Source organism: Ruegeria sp. CDSC002, from assembly GCF_059610905.1.
Map to the genome: position 1 here is coordinate 16,268 of NZ_JBXWOM010000013.1, position 16,885 is coordinate 33,152.

At 58.9% G+C, this 16,885-nt stretch carries 16 protein-coding genes; 9 read left to right on the plus strand and 7 right to left on the minus strand.

Translation table 11 applies throughout. The features are described 5' to 3' along the window. Positions 1–19: 19 nt before the first annotated feature. Positions 20–877, minus strand: a complete 858-nt coding sequence (mazG, locus tag AC2FJE_RS19995; protein ID WP_496761418.1) for a nucleoside triphosphate pyrophosphohydrolase — start codon at positions 875–877, stop codon at positions 20–22. Positions 878–943: 66 nt separating this feature from the next. Between mazG and AC2FJE_RS20000 the strand changes: the two genes are divergently transcribed. From AC2FJE_RS20000 to AC2FJE_RS20015, 4 genes are all read left to right on the plus strand, one after another. After that, complete coding sequence (locus tag AC2FJE_RS20000; RefSeq protein WP_496754298.1) at positions 944–2,107, plus strand: M20 aminoacylase family protein; 1,164 nt, start codon at positions 944–946, stop codon at positions 2,105–2,107. 13 nt (positions 2,108–2,120) lie between these two features. Beyond that, positions 2,121–3,089, plus strand: coding sequence for an agmatinase (gene speB, locus AC2FJE_RS20005; RefSeq protein WP_496754296.1), 969 nt, complete (start codon positions 2,121–2,123; stop codon positions 3,087–3,089). Between the two features lie 62 nt (positions 3,090–3,151). Beyond that, complete coding sequence (speB, locus tag AC2FJE_RS20010; protein WP_496738414.1) at positions 3,152–4,099, plus strand: agmatinase; 948 nt, start codon at positions 3,152–3,154, stop codon at positions 4,097–4,099. A gap of 63 nt (positions 4,100–4,162) precedes the next feature. Further along, on the plus strand, positions 4,163–4,570 hold the full coding sequence (locus AC2FJE_RS20015) for a DUF1499 domain-containing protein (protein WP_058278155.1): 408 nt from the start codon (positions 4,163–4,165) through the stop codon (positions 4,568–4,570). Here the strand turns inward: AC2FJE_RS20015 and AC2FJE_RS20020 are convergent. Beyond that, positions 4,511–4,798: a hypothetical protein gene (locus tag AC2FJE_RS20020; RefSeq protein WP_082637102.1), complete on the minus strand. Its 288-nt coding sequence runs from the start codon at positions 4,796–4,798 to the stop codon at positions 4,511–4,513. The two genes, AC2FJE_RS20015 and AC2FJE_RS20020, sit on opposite strands and share 60 nt — an antisense overlap. Positions 4,799–4,861: 63 nt before the next feature. On the opposite strand from AC2FJE_RS20020, the gene prfA reads away from it, so the two are divergent. The 3 genes from prfA to AC2FJE_RS20035 all read left to right on the plus strand — a co-directional run bounded on the left by prfA (position 4,862) and on the right by AC2FJE_RS20035 (position 7,593). Next, complete coding sequence (gene prfA / locus AC2FJE_RS20025) at positions 4,862–5,917, plus strand: peptide chain release factor 1 (RefSeq protein WP_058277596.1); 1,056 nt, start codon at positions 4,862–4,864, stop codon at positions 5,915–5,917. Beyond that, positions 5,914–6,759 (plus strand): peptide chain release factor N(5)-glutamine methyltransferase, encoded by an 846-nt coding sequence (gene prmC, locus AC2FJE_RS20030; protein WP_496761388.1) that lies wholly within the window; start codon positions 5,914–5,916, stop codon positions 6,757–6,759. The genes prfA and prmC overlap by 4 nt, the downstream gene beginning before the upstream one ends. Before the next feature lie 237 nt (positions 6,760–6,996). Further along, the gene (locus tag AC2FJE_RS20035; protein ID WP_108858419.1) at positions 6,997–7,593 is read left to right on the plus strand and encodes a DUF4167 domain-containing protein; all 597 of its coding nucleotides are present in this window, start codon (positions 6,997–6,999) and stop codon (positions 7,591–7,593) included. Positions 7,594–8,242: 649 nt separating this feature from the next. Here AC2FJE_RS20035 and rsmA read toward each other — a convergent pair. The 5 genes from rsmA to lptG form a co-directional block, all read right to left on the minus strand. Beyond that, the gene (rsmA, locus tag AC2FJE_RS20040) at positions 8,243–9,085 is read right to left on the minus strand and encodes a 16S rRNA (adenine(1518)-N(6)/adenine(1519)-N(6))-dimethyltransferase RsmA (RefSeq protein WP_496696643.1); all 843 of its coding nucleotides are present in this window, start codon (positions 9,083–9,085) and stop codon (positions 8,243–8,245) included. A gap of 84 nt (positions 9,086–9,169) precedes the next feature. Next, positions 9,170–10,135 (minus strand): 4-hydroxythreonine-4-phosphate dehydrogenase PdxA, encoded by a 966-nt coding sequence (pdxA, locus tag AC2FJE_RS20045; protein WP_282151384.1) that lies wholly within the window; start codon positions 10,133–10,135, stop codon positions 9,170–9,172. After that, on the minus strand, positions 10,132–11,385 hold the full coding sequence (locus AC2FJE_RS20050; protein WP_058271850.1) for a peptidylprolyl isomerase: 1,254 nt from the start codon (positions 11,383–11,385) through the stop codon (positions 10,132–10,134). Before AC2FJE_RS20050 ends, pdxA begins: the two co-directional genes overlap by 4 nt. After that, on the minus strand, positions 11,376–13,538 hold the full coding sequence (locus AC2FJE_RS20055) for an LPS-assembly protein LptD (protein ID WP_496754288.1): 2,163 nt from the start codon (positions 13,536–13,538) through the stop codon (positions 11,376–11,378). Before AC2FJE_RS20055 ends, AC2FJE_RS20050 begins: the two co-directional genes overlap by 10 nt. Continuing rightward, positions 13,538–14,638, minus strand: a complete 1,101-nt coding sequence (gene lptG, locus AC2FJE_RS20060; RefSeq protein WP_058277603.1) for an LPS export ABC transporter permease LptG — start codon at positions 14,636–14,638, stop codon at positions 13,538–13,540. The genes AC2FJE_RS20055 and lptG overlap by 1 nt, the downstream gene beginning before the upstream one ends. Positions 14,639–14,878: 240 nt before the next feature. Between lptG and AC2FJE_RS20065 the strand changes: the two genes are divergently transcribed. Then, entirely contained in the window at positions 14,879–16,345 is a 1,467-nt protein-coding gene (locus AC2FJE_RS20065; protein WP_282168165.1) for a leucyl aminopeptidase, read from the plus strand. A 4-nt stretch (positions 16,346–16,349) separates the two neighbouring features. Further along, positions 16,350–16,808 (plus strand): DNA polymerase III subunit chi, encoded by a 459-nt coding sequence (locus tag AC2FJE_RS20070; protein ID WP_282118261.1) that lies wholly within the window; start codon positions 16,350–16,352, stop codon positions 16,806–16,808. Positions 16,809–16,885: the final 77 nt, after the last annotated feature.

Here is a 16,885-nt window from a genome sequence, read left to right on the forward strand (position 1 = left end):
CCACGCTTGTCCAGCGGTTTCAGACCTCGGTCGTCGCACCTACCGGCGGGAGTTTGCCATTGGCGCGGTGCTCTTCAATTTTGACCTCGTCCCACAGCGCATCCATTTCTTCGAGATCGCTTTGAGATGGTGTTTTACCGCGCGCAGCCAGCCGCGCTTCTACTTGCTCGAACCGGCGGGTAAACTTGGCATTGGTGCGGCGCAGGGCGGCCTCGGGTTCGATGCCCAGATGACGGCCCAGATTGACCATCACGAACAGAAGATCGCCGAATTCATCCTCCAGCGCGTCTGCGTCCTTAGCATTGCGCGCTTCCTCAAGCTCTGCAGCCTCTTCCGTGATCTTGGCCAACACATGACTGGCATCGGGCCAGTCAAACCCTACGCGGGCCGCGCGTTTTTGCAGTTTGTGCGCGCGCAACAGGGCAGGCAGGTTGGCCGCGACACCGTCCAGCGCCCCTTTCTGTTCCTTGCCGGCGCGCTCAGCCGCCTTGATGGTTTCCCAATCCACGGTCTGCTGGTCCGCTGATTTATCGCGGGATTCATCGCCAAATACATGCGGGTGACGGTCGACCATCTTGTCCGACATGGTCCGCACCACGTCCTGAAAGGTGAAATGCCCGGCTTCCTCGGCCATTTGTGCGTGAAAAACCGACTGGAACAGCAGGTCGCCCAGCTCGCCTTTCAGCTCATCATAGGCTTCGCGCTCGATGGCATCAGCGACCTCATAGGCCTCTTCGATCGTGTAGGGGGCGATGGTGGCAAAATCCTGTTCGTTATCCCACGGGCAGCCCGTTTGCGGGTCACGCAGACGGCGCATGATTTCCAACAGGCGCTCGATACCCGCTTCGCTGTCGTGGATCAGAGGATTTTCGGCCATTGCGAACCCTTTCGTTCCGGTGTCAGATGCATCCATTCCGCAGTCCCGATCAGGAGTCCACCCCAGATGCCCGTCGTCAACCGAATTGCCGATTACTCAGCCGATATGGCCGAATGGCGCAAACACTTGCATTCAATCCCCGAGTTGGAGTTCGAATGCCATGAAACTGCAGCGTTCGTAGCGGACCGTCTGCGCGAATTCGGAGTGGACGAGCTGCACGAAGGTATTGCCAAGACCGGGATCGTCGCGATCATCAGCGGGCGGGGTGAGGGGCTTACGATTGGTCTGCGGGCCGATATGGACGCGCTGCCGATCCCCGAGGAAACGGGTGTCGAATACGCCTCGACCAATCCGGGAAAGATGCACGCTTGTGGTCATGATGGGCATACTACGATGCTGTTGGGCGCGGCGCGCTATCTGGCCGAGACACGGAATTTTCGCGGCCGTGTCGCGCTGATCTTTCAGCCAGCCGAAGAAGAGGGCGGCGGTGCGGGCGTGATGGTCGAAGAAGGCATCATGGACCGGTTCGACATCTCTCAGGTCTACGCGCTGCATAATGCACCGAACCTGCCCGTAGGCGCGTTTCACACCACTCCGGGGCCGATCATGGCGGCGGTGGATACGTTCGAGGTTCATATTCAAGGCGTTGGTGGTCACGGTGCCATGCCGCATGAAGCCCGCGACCCGGTGATGGCGGCCTGCGGCATTGCGCAGGCCATTCAGACTATCGTCAGCCGCAACAACTATGCGCTGGACGACCTGGTCGTCTCGGTCACGCAAATCCACACCGGGACGGTGAATAACGTGATCCCGGATACGGCTTTCATCAACGGCACTGTTCGAACCTTCGATCCAAACGTTCAGCAGATGGTAATCGAGCGTATGGAGCAAATCGTACAGGGGCAGGCGACCTCTTACGGCGTCGAGGCGCGGCTGGATTATGAAAAGAACTACCCGGCCACGATCAACGACGGCGAAAAGGCCGGATTTGCCGCCGAGGTGGCCCGGGACGTGTCCGGGGCCGAGCGTGTGGTGGGCAACATGGGCCGCGAAATGGGGGCCGAGGATTTCTCGTACATGCTGCAATCGCGCCCCGGCGCCTATCTGTTTTTGGGGCAGGGCGAGAGCGCCGGGCTGCACCATCCGAAATACAATTTCAACGACGAGATCGCGCCGGTCGGCGCTTCGTTCTTTGCGCGGATCGTCGAAAAGGCACAGCCGCTGGGCTGATCGGGGGGAAGATATGGCACTGGAAGACGCAAAAAATCAGGTAGACGAGGCCTTCACCAACCCTGATCTCAAAGGGCTGTCCTACGAAAATACCTTTGGCGGCGCGACATCGTTCCTGCGCCGTCTCTATACCAAGGACTTGAAAGGCGTGGATATCGCCGTGACCGGTGTGCCCTTTGATCAGGCCGTGACGAACCGACCCGGCACCCGACTTGGCCCCCGCGCAATCCGCGAGGCCAGCGCTTTGCAATCGCCCGATGCGCCCTACGGCTGGCCCTTCGATGCGCTCAGCGAACTGGCAATCGTGGATTATGGAGACATGGCTTATGACTATGCCAATATCCCAGCCTTTCCCGATACGTTGACCGACCACATCCGCACTATTTTGGCCGTTGATGTGTCTTCGGTCACATTAGGCGGGGACCACTATATCAGCTTCCCGATCCTCAAGGCCTATGCCGAGAAATACGGGCCGATGTCTCTGCTGCAATTCGATGCGCATACCGACACTTGGGCCGATGACGACATGTCCCGCGTGGATCACGGGACGATGTTCTACAAGGCGGTGAAATCCGGCATCGTGGACCCGAAACGCTCGGTTCAGGTTGGTATCCGCACGACCAACGAGGATACTCTGGGCGTCAACATCATCGACGCGCGCGAAGTCTACGAATCCGGCCCCGCCGCAGTGGCGAAAAAAATCAAAGGTATTTTGGGCGACAGCCCGGTCTATCTGAGCTTTGACATCGACGGCTTGGACCCGGCCTTTGCCCCCGGCACCGGCACGCCCGTTTGGGGCGGACTGAGTTCCATTCAGGCGCAGATCATCCTGCGCGACATTGCCGGGATTAACATCAAAGGCGGGGACGTGGTCGAAGTGTCGCCGCCCTACGACACGTCAGGTGCCACGGCCATTGCAGGTGCTCATGTGGCGACTCAGATCATTTGCCTGCTGGGGTGGAACAAGCTGGTGCAGGGTTAACCTTTGGTTAGCCATCTTTCCGGTATCTGATTAACCAAAAGCCGGACGGGAGAAATACGGGCATGACAGACTTTAACCAACCGATCAGCGGCAATGATCTGGCGCGGTTTTCTGGGCCGAATACATTCATGCGGTTGCCGCAGGCTGACTCGCTGGCCGGGTTGGATGTGGCCGTGCTGGGCATCCCGATGGATATCGGCACCTCTTGGAGGTCAGGTACACGGTTCGGGCCGAAACAGATCCGCAGCGAAAGCGCGATGATCCGGCCTTATAACATGGCCAATTCCGCAGCTCCGTTCGATAGCTTACAGATTGCGGATATCGGCGATCTGGCGATCAATACCTTTTCGCTGGCCGAAAGCCTGAAGATCATCAAGGAAAGCTATGTTTCCATTCTCGATCAGGCGGTTATCCCGGTTGCGATGGGAGGTGATCATTCGATCACGTTGCCGATCCTGCGCGCCATTGCCGCCAAGCACGGACCGGTGGCGCTGGTCCACGTGGATGCCCATGCCGATGTAAATGATGAGATGTTTGGTGAGCGTGAGACCCACGGCACCGTCTTCCGGCGGGCTTATGAGGAAGGGCTCATTGTTCCGGACAAGACATTCCAGATTGGCATTCGCGGTTCTGGTTACGCCGCCAGTGACTTCACCGAAGCCAGGGACTGGGGTTTTCGCCAATTCCCGGCGTGGGAGCTGTGGCAACAAAACCTTACGGAGATAGGCTCGCAAATCCGTAAAACGATTGGAGATCATCCGGTCTACATCACCTATGACATTGACAGCCTGGACCCAGCATATGCCCCCGGCACCGGAACACCGGAAATTGGTGGGCTGACCACGCCGCAAGCCCTGCAGCTGATCCATGCGCTGGCAGGCGTGAACGTGGTCGGATGCGATCTGGTCGAAGTGTCCCCACCTTACGATCCCAGCGGCAACACGGCGCTGACCGCAGCAAACCTGTTGTTTGAACTGCTGTGCATATTGCCAGGCGTGACGTCACGGTAAAAGAGTTCGCACCTTGTCTGCCAAAGCGATCCGAATATGGTCGGCGAAAGGGCTGGTCCGGGGATGAAAAAAATGGTGCTGTGGCTGATTGTTGTTCTGGTAATTTTGCTTGGAGCATACATTCGTTTTGCACCATCAGACCCGGCAAAATGGCATGTGGCACCGATAGGTGATCAGGACCGTGATCTTGATGGAGGTGTCGTCCGTGTGGTCGAAACGGGGCCGGATGGCCTGCTGCGGCTGGATGCGTTCGCACGCGTTTCAGACCGAACATCAGTTCTGGCCGGGTCTGTTGATGAAGGTATGATTACCTACATCACGCGTACGAAAGTTATCGGCTTTCCAGACTACACGACAGTGCAACAGGACGGAGACACGCTTCGCATCTACGCTCGTCTCAGGTTTGGCCGGTCAGATTTTGGGGTAAACCGCGCTCGTGTTGATGAGTGGCTTGCTCTGTTGCAGCCCTGAGGACAAGCACCCCTCCTGAACCTCGCGCCACATCGGTACGTTCAGAGACATCTGGCATTGCGCCATGAACATGCGGCCGTCGACCTGCAGGCAGATCATCTCGCCCAGTTCGACGCGGGTTCCGGATTTGTCGGTGCAATAGCAGTCCTGAACCTTGCCGCCGGGGCCGACCACGTCGGCCAGGGCGGGCGTTACGAGCAGTGTAAAAACAAGTATCAACCGTTTCATGTGCATTAGCCTAGCATAGTGAGGGGCCTTGACCAAAGGGCCGGATTGATAGACACCGCCCGGATGATCCCCGAAGAACGACTTGAACAGATAACCCAGCGATTCCAGTACCTCGAAGCGGCCATGGCAGATGGTGCCTCGGGTGGGGATATTGCGGCCTTGGCCAAAGAGTATTCCGACCTCAAACCGGTTGTGGATCAGATCATGGCGTGGCGTCAGCTGGTCGCCGATCTGGCCGAGGCCGAGGCGATGCTGGCCGACCCGGACATGAAAGAACTGGCGGAAGAAGAAATTCCGGCATTGAAGACCCGCATCCCCGAATCCGAACACGCCTTGCAGCTTGCGCTGTTGCCCCGTGATGCGGCGGATGCGCGTCCGGCGATGCTGGAAATCCGTCCCGGAACTGGCGGAGATGAGGCCGCGCTGTTCGCCGGGGACCTTCTGCGCATGTACCAGCGCTATTCCGAAGCGCGGGGATGGAAGTTTGAGATCATCGAAGAACAGGCCTCGGATCTGGGTGGGATCAAAGAGGTCGTTGCCCACATCAAGGGCGAGAACGTGTTTGCCCGGATGAAATACGAATCCGGCGTGCACCGGGTGCAACGCGTGCCCGAAACCGAAAGTGGCGGACGCATTCACACCTCGGCTGCGACGGTCGCGGTTTTGCCCGAGGCCGAGGATGTGGACATCCAGATCGACGCCAATGATATTCGCATCGACACCATGCGCAGTTCAGGCGCGGGGGGGCAGCACGTGAACACCACAGACTCGGCGGTGCGGATCACTCACCTGCCAACCGGGATCGTGGTAACAAGCTCGGAGAAATCGCAGCACCGCAACCGCGAGATTGCGATGCAGGTGCTCAAAACCCGGCTTTATGATCAGGAGCGTCAGCGGATCGACAGTGAACGGTCGGCGGACCGGGCTAGCCAGGTGGGGTCGGGGGATCGATCCGAACGGATCAGAACCTACAATTTCCCGCAGGGGCGCATGACCGATCACCGCATCAATCTGACGTTATATAAGCTGGATCAGGTGATGCAGGGCGATCTGGACGAAGTGATCGACGCATTGACAGCTGACGATCAGGCGCGGCTGCTGGCCGATATGGCGCAATGATCGCCGCGCTGACAGCGGCACAGGCGATGGTCGCAGCCACGGCGCGATTGCGGGCAGCTGGCGTGGCTGACCCGGCGCGGGATGCGCGGGTTCTGCTGGCCCATGCGGCGCGGATCGAAGCCAGCCGGGTCACTCTGATTGCGCCCGAAGAGCTGTCTCCTGAGGTTGCAGAGCGCTATGATCAGTTGATCTCGCTGCGTGCGGTGCGTGTTCCGGTGTCGCACCTGTTGGGCGAGCGCGAGTTTTATGGCCGACGGTTCCGCGTCAGTCGCGATGTGCTGGACCCACGGCCGGAAACCGAAGCGCTGATCGAAGCCGCGCTCAGCGAACCGTTCGATCATGTACTGGATCTGGGTGTCGGCTCAGGCTGTATCCTGATCACGTTGCTGGCTGAACGGGCCAGTGCCTCGGGCGTGGGTGCGGACCTGAGCGAGGCCGCCTGTCTGCAGGCCAGCGCAAATGCAGTTCAGCACCAGGTACAGGGTCGGGTGGAAATCCTGCAATCTGACTGGTTTCAGAATATTGACGGCCAGTTTGATCTGATCGTTTCGAATCCGCCCTACATTTCACTGCAAGAAATGGCCGACCTTTCGCCAGAAGTGCGCGTGCATGAACCGCGCATGGCGCTGACGGACGAAGGGGACGGGCTGGGCGCTTATCGCCGCATCGCGGCGGGTGCGCCGGACTTTCTATTGCCCGGCGGTCGCCTGTTGGTGGAAATCGGGCCAACGCAGGGGCAAAGCGTCGCGGCTTTGTTCGAGTCGGCGGGTTTGACAGCCACACGGATCGTTCCCGATCTGGACGGCCGCGATCGCGTCGTTTTTGCCAAAATGCCGCTTTAATGCGGCAACCTGAGGCCGAAATACGCCGATAAATGTAAAAAAGCTGCGAATTTTTGGACAACCCCCTTGTCTGCACGCACAGGACGTGTTTACTCAACACCAGTCGGAGGGCTGACGCTGGTTCAGCGGGCCCCGGACGCCAAGCCCAAAATGGTCGACATCGCGTCACAGCTAAGCTTTTGAGCAGTGCAAGATGCGAGATGATCGACAGCGAATGACAAGGCTGACGTAAAGTAAATGAGATCTTCCAAATCCCGCTCTCGGGTCAAGAATAACCGCAACCGCCCTTCTGGGGGTAATGTCGTAAACCGGGTTTTTGATAGCTCGGGTCCCGAAGGCAAGGTGCGCGGTACGCCCCAGCAGATTATCGACAAATATAATCAGTTGGCGCGCGACGCCCAACTGTCCAATGACCGTGTGGCCGCTGAGAACTTTCAGCAGCACGCAGAACACTATCTGCGCCTGCTGAGCGAGGCACAGCGCGAAATGGAAGCGCGACGCGAAGAGCAAGACCGCCAGAACCGCGAGCGTCAGGCTGAGCGGGACCGTGAACGCGCCGAGCGCCAGGAGCGCGAAGCTGCCGCCCGTCAGTCAGACCCGGCCGAAGCGCCGCAGCCTGATGTGATGGATTTCACACCCGAGGCAGCTACCCCGGAATCCGGTTTGGTTGAGACCCCGGAGAGCAAGGATGCTGCTGCTGCGGCGGCCACCGAAGCACCGGCGAAAAAAGAAAAAGCACCGCGTCGTCCGCGTACGCGCAAGCCAAAGCCCGCGCCAGAGGGGGCAGAGGACGCGCCGACAAGCAACGGTGATGCACCGGAAGCGGCTGAGTAAAACTTGGTTTATGACTTGATCGAAATGAGCCCTACATGTGAAAATTTGTAGGGCTCTTTCATTTGTTTGTTTTGATACCAAAATCTGATGGTGTCTATCTTTGATAGTCGCTCAGGCAGCGGTCGGGTTATTCAATAATTTGACAAGGCCCATTGCCTTCTGCCGGCCTACCCAAACTTGTTTTCAATTGGGCTGACTTTGCGTCTAGATCAATGAAAACTGTGTATGTGATCGTGCGGTAAGTCTCGTATTTTCTATACACGCTGTTGTCGAGGCTTCGCGTTACTTTAGTAGGCAGCTTCAACTTCCATTTGAGCCTATATCGACCGTCCCTCCTTTCAGCATACTTCGTGCCAAGAGGCGCGCCGTGGACATGGTGTATCAATCCATCATACGCCGATGCTGATCTAGATGAGGTGTCTATTTCGTAGAACGCTTCATTGGGAACCCAACCCTGACGGTCTGGTTCATATGTACAACGTAGTTTTATTTGAGCCGCGTGGCCTGACAACGGCACTTGGACGAATAGAATCGTCAAAAGTGTCACTAAAACCTTCAACTGATTTTCCTGCGATTTGAGATTAACTCTTTTGTAAATATCCCCGCCTGTGAACATGATAAAGTTGAAGATTCATTGAGACCAGAAATCTCATGAATTTCTGATGTTTCTAGCCAAAGCACAGAAAGCTTCCAGCGGGACTTGTTCGGCGCGCTCTGTTGGTTGAATCCCAGCCGCGAGCAAGCGGTCCTCGATATCCGGCGCCACGCCTTTTAGCGATGCGCGCAGCATCTTGCGGCGCTGGTTGAAAGCTGCGGCCACGACACGCGACAGAACCCGGGCATCCGCCGGATAGCGCGGTTCGGGCAGCGCCGTCAGGTGCACAACCGCGCTTGAGACCTTTGGTGGCGGCGTAAAAGCCCCGGGGGGCAGGGACATGGCGATGCGCGCCTCGGCCCGCCATTGGGCAAGGATCGCAAGGCGGCCATAGGCTTTGCCCCCGGGTTGGGCAACGATGCGTTCGGCGACTTCGCGTTGGAACATCAGCGTTAGGCTTTGCCAGAACGGCGGCCATTCGGGCGGGGTCAGCCAGCGCACCAGTAATTCGGTGCCTACGTTATACGGCAGGTTCGCCGCGATGCGGATCGGCGGGGTCAAATGCGCCAGCGGATCGATTTCCAGTGCGTCGCCGTTGATGACCTCAAGACGACCCGGATAAGCAGCAGCGATGTCATTCAAGGCAGCGATACAGCGGGTGTCTTTTTCGACCGCAACGACCTTGCGCGCACCTTCGGACAACAGGCCACGGGTCAGACCACCGGGGCCGGGTCCGATTTCCAGCACGTCGCATTCCGTGAGATCGCCCGCCTGCCGTGCGATCTTGGCCGTCAGGTTGAGATCCAGCAAAAAGTTCTGCCCCAGCGATTTACGCGCCGAGAGCTGATGTGTCGCGATAACCTCGCGTAGAGGGGGAAGGGTGTCGATTGAACTCATGATCCGATTACCGTGGCGCGTGTCCGGGGGGGAACGCCAGTTATTTTTTGCCTCCGGCGGGGATATTTTCAGCCAAGTGAAGGATCAAGCGCTTTGTGCCATCCGTTGGGCTAGTTTCAGCGCCTCGATCAGGCTGGTGGGGTTGGCTATCCCCCGTCCGGCGATATCCAGTGCGGTGCCGTGATCGGGCGAGGTGCGAATGAAAGGCAGGCCGAGAGTCACGTTCACGCCACGGTCGAAGTCGAGTGTCTTGATCGGGATCAGCGCCTGATCGTGATACATGGCAATTGCGGCGTCATATCGGGCGCGGGCGGCAGCGTGGAACATCGTGTCCGCCGGGTGTGGGCCGGTAACCGTGCAGGTATCGCCCGGCAAATCAGATATCAGAGGGGCGATCCAGTCCAGTTCTTCATGCCCCATTTTACCGCCTTCGCCCGCATGCGGGTTGAGGCCTGCAATGGCGATGCGGGGATGGGGGACGCCAAACTGTCTGCGCAGGCCTTCAGCGGTAATGCCGATGGTTTCGCGCAGCAGGTCGGGGGTGAGCTCGGACGGGACGCGCGACAGCGGAATGTGAATCGTTGCGGGCACCACGCGAAGCTGCTCGCTGGCCAACATCATCACGACGCGCTTGCGCCCGGCCAGAGCGGCTAGAAATTCGGTATGGCCAGGATAGGCGAACCCGGCCCCGTCGATCAGGGCCTTTTTGTGGATCGGTGCAGTGCACAGCGCCGATGCGGCACCGGATTGAACTAGGGAAACACCGGTTTCGATTGCGTCGATCACACTGGGCGCATTGGATGGGTCCGGTTGGCCTGCTGCGTTTGTGGCGGGAAAGCTCAATTGCAGAACAGGCAGGGCATTCGCGCAGATATCAATGGCCTGTGCCGGATCGCTGATCCGCTGCGTAGGCGTACCTGCCGGCAGATGCGCCGCATCGCCGATATAGAAAAACGGGCAACTCGCGCGCAGTTTTGACCAGGCTTTGGCGGCGATTTCGGGGCCTATTCCAGCGGGATCGCCACAGCTAAGCGCGATGGGCGCGGTCATTGCTCGATGATCGTCGCGTCGGCGCGGAGCTGTTCAACCAGGCTTTCGGCAAAGGCCTGCAGGCGCTGTTGCGTCAGGGCGTTGGCCACATCCACGCGCGTCGTGTCTTCGCCCCGGTCCAATGTGCGTGTACACAGCATCAGGAACTTCAGAGTCTGGCCATTGTTTCCCGTCAGCGTCGTCGAAACTTCGTTCAGGTCCAGCTTGGACAGCTCAAGCGCCACGTCGCGGGGGATCTCGGACGGGCTGGCTTCGACACGTTGCAGTACCCCGGCAGGTTGATCCTTGGCGATGCCATAGAGGTCGTCGCAGTTATCAATCTGTTCGCGCAGCTTGGCGGCCTTGGCCAGGGTTTCGGCACTGCGACCGCCGGCCATGTTGTAAATCGCGTAGTCGATCTTGGAGTAACGCGGCGCGCTGGTGCTTACTTCGCGCAATCCGCGCAGCTGGAACAAGGCGATCGCGTTGGGCAACGACAAGGGCTGTGTGATGTCGCCCGTTTTGAGACCTAGAATCACAGGTTGCAGGGCAGGCGGCAAGTCGGTCAGGTTAAGCCATTCCAAACGCCCGCCGTCATCGCGTGTGCCAGCTGCAGAATACTGTGTGGCGGCAGAGGAAAACGCATCGAAACCTTCAAGCAGTGCGATCTCTTCGGCTAGCAATTCGGCTTGGGCCAAGGTCTGCGGCGTGACCGGAATAATGATTTCCGACATCAGGACTTGAAGCCCGCCACTCCCGGCCTGTCCCAAAGCCCGGTTGATCTCGTCTTCACTCGGCCTGGCCTGCGACAGAAAGCGCGAACTGACGTAGTCGCGCCACGACAGCTGATCAGCGACGAAATCCCGCACGGTTTCGGGGGAAACGCCAGATTCGCCCAGCAATTGCAGGAACTCATCGGTCGAAAGACGGCCACGGGCTGCAAACTCATCAATGCCCACCTGAATGTCTTCAGGTGCGACCTCGATTCCTGCGTCGCGCATGGCCTGTTTGCGCAGTCGTTCGTCGATCAGCGAGTCGCGGACTTCGTCCTCGGTGGCGCCAGGGGCACCCAGAACAGTCAGGAATTGCTGGCGCTGCTGAAGTTCGTACCAAGTGACAATGTCCTGGTTGACCTTGATCGCAGGTGAAAACAGGCTCTGAGCCTGGCTGTGACCAGTGGACAGGGCCAGCAAAGCGGCAGCCAGTGCCGGTGCAACCGGCTTTAACCAACCGGAACGGACTATTCGCGAGAAACGTGAAATCAACTGCATCTTCTCTTGTACTGTTGGCCGCCACCCTCGACGGAGTAACCTGTCAGGGCAACGGTAAACCCGAATTCTGTCGAAGGCTCAATACTTGATGATGAGGTAAATCGCCTGCTGACGGTCATGTTAACTTTTACACACTCATTCTGGTAGGTAAGGCCCAGCCCATATCGGATCGGTTCGGATTCGCTGAGGTCATAGCGCGCATAGGCCTGTGTCAGCCAGTTCTGGTCAACAAGGTAGCGGCCATTCATCCAGATTTCGGATATTTCGTCATTCGCATTTTCTGCCGGATCTTTTTCCTGCCACACATAGCTGCCGGTTAGGCCGACATTTGGCTTGTTCCAGCCTGCGCGCACCTCGGCCTTAGCAAAGCTGAAATCACCATTTAACAGGCCGCGACCCGCCAAAGACCAGCCATTGGCGGTTTGCAACTGACCGGCCAACAACACGTCGGAGGCGGTACCCTGTAGGCCCGACGTCAGGTTGAAGTTTGGGTCAGCGGTCGAGCGGAAGACCTGTCCGACAGTGGCAAGCGCGCGCCAGCCATTTGCGGCATAGCGCGCCCAATTGACCCCGAACACCGCCGTCGCGCCATCTTCGCGGCGATCCGGGGCCGGAAAGCGTGACAGCGACAACAGGTTCCCCTGGTCGAATTCCTGAAAGGTGCTTTCGTCATTGGGAACGTCCTGATCTGTCACGTTCGTCCAACCGACTTGCGCGATGGGTTCAAGCACCTGCGTGGCGCCTGACTTTTCCCGACGGGTCATCGGATAACGCAGTGTGAGTGCGGCGCGGGGGGCCGCGCGGGTCACCTGGTCAGGAAACTGGCTGTCATCTCGGATGTCAAAGATATCCACCGATGTCCCGAACCGGGCATCAGCCCTGAGGCCCGATGCGAAAATCCAGCTGCGCATCCAGTCGGCATCGAACGTGGCACGCGCGACATCGCGGCCAACGATATCCTGATCGCTGGTGCGTGTGTGATTGTGGGCCACAAAGCCTAAGCGAACTTCGCCGCCAACAGAGGTTGGGAAGTAGCGTTTCTGAAAATACAGGTCGAAGATCCGCGATGGGATCACTTCCTCATTTTCGCTGTCTCGTAGGGATTTGTAATGGATGAAACTGGTGCGGAAGGCGGTATCGCGTTTGATCCGCTCAAGCGCGATTTCGCTGCGCAACCGGTCAAAATCAGGCAGGCCATAGTCTGCGAGATAAGCGTTATCCGAGGTTGTCTTTACATCAAACAAAAGGCGGAAGTCGTTGTTCAGGAAGAAATAACCGTTGGCAAAGAGATAGCCCCGATCCTCGTTCTCCTGCAGGTCGTCGCGGGTGAAAGCGCCGTTCAGCTCAATCCGGCCGCGTTTGAATGCCTGGCGATAGCGATAGCCCAGTGTTCTTGTTTTTCCCGAGATATAGGGGGTCAGCGTCAGGTCCTTGTGGTCGCCAAGCTTAAAGAAATACGGCACCTGCACGCCGGTTCCCAGCTGCGATGTGGTGCGAATCGACGGGACAAGGAATCCTGTTGCGCGGTCCAGTGTCGGGTCGGGCAGGCGCAGATAGGGGAAGTAGAAAACCGGGAAATCCAGTATTCGGAACTGTGCTCCTTCGAAATACAGTTGGCGTTCCAATTGGTCATGCGTGACCTTGCGGGCGCGGATTTGCCACAGCGGAGGTTTGCCATTGGCGCAGACATGGCAGGACGTCGCCGAGACCTTGCTGAACTGTGTGTAACGCCCCCCCGCGCGCGCAGCCTGGACCGAGGCGATCTGAACCTGCTGATCGAACACCATGCGGGCTCCGATCAGCAGACCGTTCATGATCCCGTCATCCAGTTCGGCGGAATCAGCCAGCAACGTGGTTTCGCCGCCTTGATCGATGCGGACCGGGCCTTCCAGCGACAGATTGCCGGTTTCGCGGTCATAGGTGATGCGCGTGGCCGTGACCTTGGCGTCGCCCTGAAAGGCTTCGACATTCCCTTCGGCCACCAGATTACGCTCGGGTGTGATAAAGATCCGGTCGGCCACCAGGAGGGCAGGCTGATCCTCTTGCGTGGCACCCTGTGCGGCACCAGCAGCGGGTTGAGATTGCGCGAATGCGCCCACGGGCATGGTCAGTGCGACTGCACCGGACAGAAACAAACTGGCAATAAGCCGCATTAGCCATCCTCCGCATGCAGCAAAAGGCCGAGGGATAGAAGAATGGCTGCGAAGGGCGGGGCCCAGGCCGCGACTAAGATAGGCAATTGACCGTTTTCCCCCAGAATTTGGGCAAAGTTGCGAATGAAGTAGATACCAAAGCCCAGCAGGACGGCGGTTAAAACCGCGATCCCGGTGCCGCCAAATCGCACGTGGCGCATGGTGAAGGCCGCGCCGATCAGGACCATCGACATCAGAAACAAGGGGCGGGCCAGTTGGACCTGCAACCAGACCTCATATTGCTTGGTCGAAAACCCGGCTTCGCGCAGGTCGCGGATCAGTTCCGGCAGGTCATAGACCGATACGGAATCCTGATCGCCAAGCGTGTCCAGAATCCGTTGGCGTGTCAGCGATGTGGGAACCTCAAGCCGTGCGTGTTCAGTGGCGTGGGTTTCTGGATTCACACCGCCTTCCAGCGCCCAAATCTTGGCATTGGTCAGGACCCACGTACCGTTTTCCAGATCCGCTTGGTCGGCTACGATCTGCTGGGTTGGTGTGCCATCCGGGGCAAAAGTAATGATCGTCACCTGATTAAGGGTGAACCTGTCGCCGTTAGATGTGTCCTGGGCGTGGATCACGGATTGGCCATTGGCCGAACCCTGCCGCAACCAAAGACCATCTGCACTGATCGACAGCGTTGATCCGCCGTTGTTTTTGTAGGATTCGGCAAGCTGTTTGTACTCTTCCGACGTGGCGGCTGCGATGGGGTTCAACATGCCAACCGCCAGTGCGCCGATGATCAGGGCGATCACCACAGGGGCCAACAGGGCGCGGATGCCTGAACGGCCAGTGGCACGGGTGACAACCAGTTCCGAACTGCGGGCCAGACCGATAAACAACGCGATCGTGGACAGGATGACCAGCAGCGGCAGCATTTCGCTGATCGCGGCAGGCGTATTCAACAGCGTCAACTGAAGCAGCTGACCAAAGGACAGATTTGCATCGTCAAAGCGGCGCACCTGTTCGATCAGGTCGATCAGAATCATCAGTGTCAGGAAAATGCTGCCGATGACCAGGAAACTTTGAATGAAACGGCGGGCGAAGTAGCGGTCGAGGATCACGAAGGAACTCCTGCCGAAAAGACGCGCAAACAGCCTTTGGTCGGGTGCAGACCAGAATCACCGCTGCACGCAATTGTGCGCGACAGCCTATGCCTGCTCTGTCTTGCCAAAACATTCTCCCCCGAGCCTGTCGGATTTTTTCCGGGACTGTAGTCCAAATGCGGGCCGGGGAAAACTGCTATCTGGTCAAGCCGCGCGGCGCGGGCTAGGTCTTGGGGAACTGATTTTGAGGAGTTCGCAATGAGCAGTCTTGTACCGATCCGTTTCCAGGACCCCGACATGGATACGATGGCGCAGGCCGAAGGGCGCGTGGCCATAATCATCCCGTCCGACGGCAAAATGAACCCCGCCGCCCGTCGCGCCAACCGCCTGACCCGCGGGGCTGTGACACGGCTGGTCGAAAGCGAGCGGTTCGAAAAGGTGAAAACCGGTGACGTGATCTCGATGGCGTGGCCATCCGGCATGGCAGCCGAGGCGCTGGACGTTTTGGTCCTGCCGCGCCGCCCCGAACCGGCCGAGGCCCGCAAGGCCGGTGCTGCGCTGGCCAAGCTGGCGGGCAGCAAGGACCTGCTGGTGATGTCGGGCAATCAGGTCAAAGCCGAGGATCTGGCCATGGGCATCGCGCTGCGCAGCTATGATTTTGATGCGCACAAAACTAAGGAGTCTGATGAGGCCGGTTCGGTCATCATAACCCACCAGAAGGCGGATGAGATCGAGGCTGCGTTTGCACCGCTCTACGCGGTCGCCGACGGTGTCCGCATGACCCGCGATTTGACCAACGAGCCTGCGAATATCCTGACCACCACGGAATTCGCCGACCGGCTGGACGAAATGAAGGCACTGGGGCTTGAGGTCGAAGTGCTGGAAGAAGACAAACTGGCCGAGCTGGGCATGCGTACGCTGCTAAGCGTCGGGCAGGGGTCGGACAGCCCTTCGAAGGTTGTGGTGATGCAATGGAATGGCGGCGACAAAGATGACGCGCCGCTGGCATTGGTCGGGAAGGGCGTGGTGTTCGACACCGGTGGTATTTCGCTGAAACCTGCGGGCGGCATGGAAGACATGACCATGGACATGGGCGGCGCTGGCGTAGTGGCAGGCACCATGCGCGCGCTGGCCAAGCGCAAGGCCAAGGCCAACGTTGTCGGCTTGGTCGGTTTGGTGGAAAACATGCCTTCGGGCAACGCCACGCGTCCGGGCGATGTGGTCAAATCCATGAAGGGCGACACGGTCGAGATCATTAACACCGACGCCGAAGGCCGTTTGGTTCTGTGCGACGTGATGTGGTACACGCAAGAGCGGTTCAAGCCTGTGGGAATGGTCGATCTGGCCACCTTGACCGGAGCGGTCATCATCGGCCTCGGGCATGAGAACGCGGGCGTGTTTTCGAACAACGACACGTTCTGCAATGCCTTCCTGAAGGCGGCGGGGGCCGAGGACGAAGGCGCATGGCGGATGCCGTTGGGCGAAGCCTATGACAAGCAGTTGAAGTCGCGGATCGCCGATATGAAGAACGTGGGCGGGCGCCCGGCGGGTTCGATCACGGCGGCGCAGTTCCTGCAGCGGTTCGTAAAAGAAGATATGCCGTGGATTCACCTGGATATTGCCGGTGTGGCTTCGGTCTCGTCCGAGACATCCTACGCCCCGAAGGGCGCAACCGGCTGGGGCGTACGCGCGTTGAGCCGTTTCGTTCAGGACAACTTCGAGTAAGCCGATGGGGGCCGTCTATTTCTATCACCTGACCCGCCAACCGTTGGAGCATACCTTGCCGGTGTTGCTGGACAAGGCACGGCAGGCCGGGTGGAAGATTGCCGTGCGGGGCAGCGATCCCGCGCGGATGGACTGGCTGGATGAAAAGCTGTGGCAGGGGCCCGAAGAAGGGTTCCTGCCACATGGCCGCGCAGGCGGTCCGCACGATGCCGCGCAGCCGATCCTGCTGACGACTGAGGCGCAGGCTGCCAATGACCCGTCTTGTGTCATGGCGGTAGATGGCGCGGCGGTCGACCCCGATGAGATCAAGAAACTGGACCGTGTATGTATCCTGTTCGACGGCAATGACGCAGAGGCCGTTCAACACGCGCGCGGGCAGTGGAAGGCTTTGACCGGTGCGGGATGTTCCGCCCAATACTGGTCCGAAGAATCCGGGCGCTGGGAAAAGAAAGCTGAGGCTTAGGGCCCGAGCCGCTTTCCGGAAGGCGTGGTGGTGATTGCGCAAAGATGTGCGATCAGTAATGCCTCAATGACTGGATT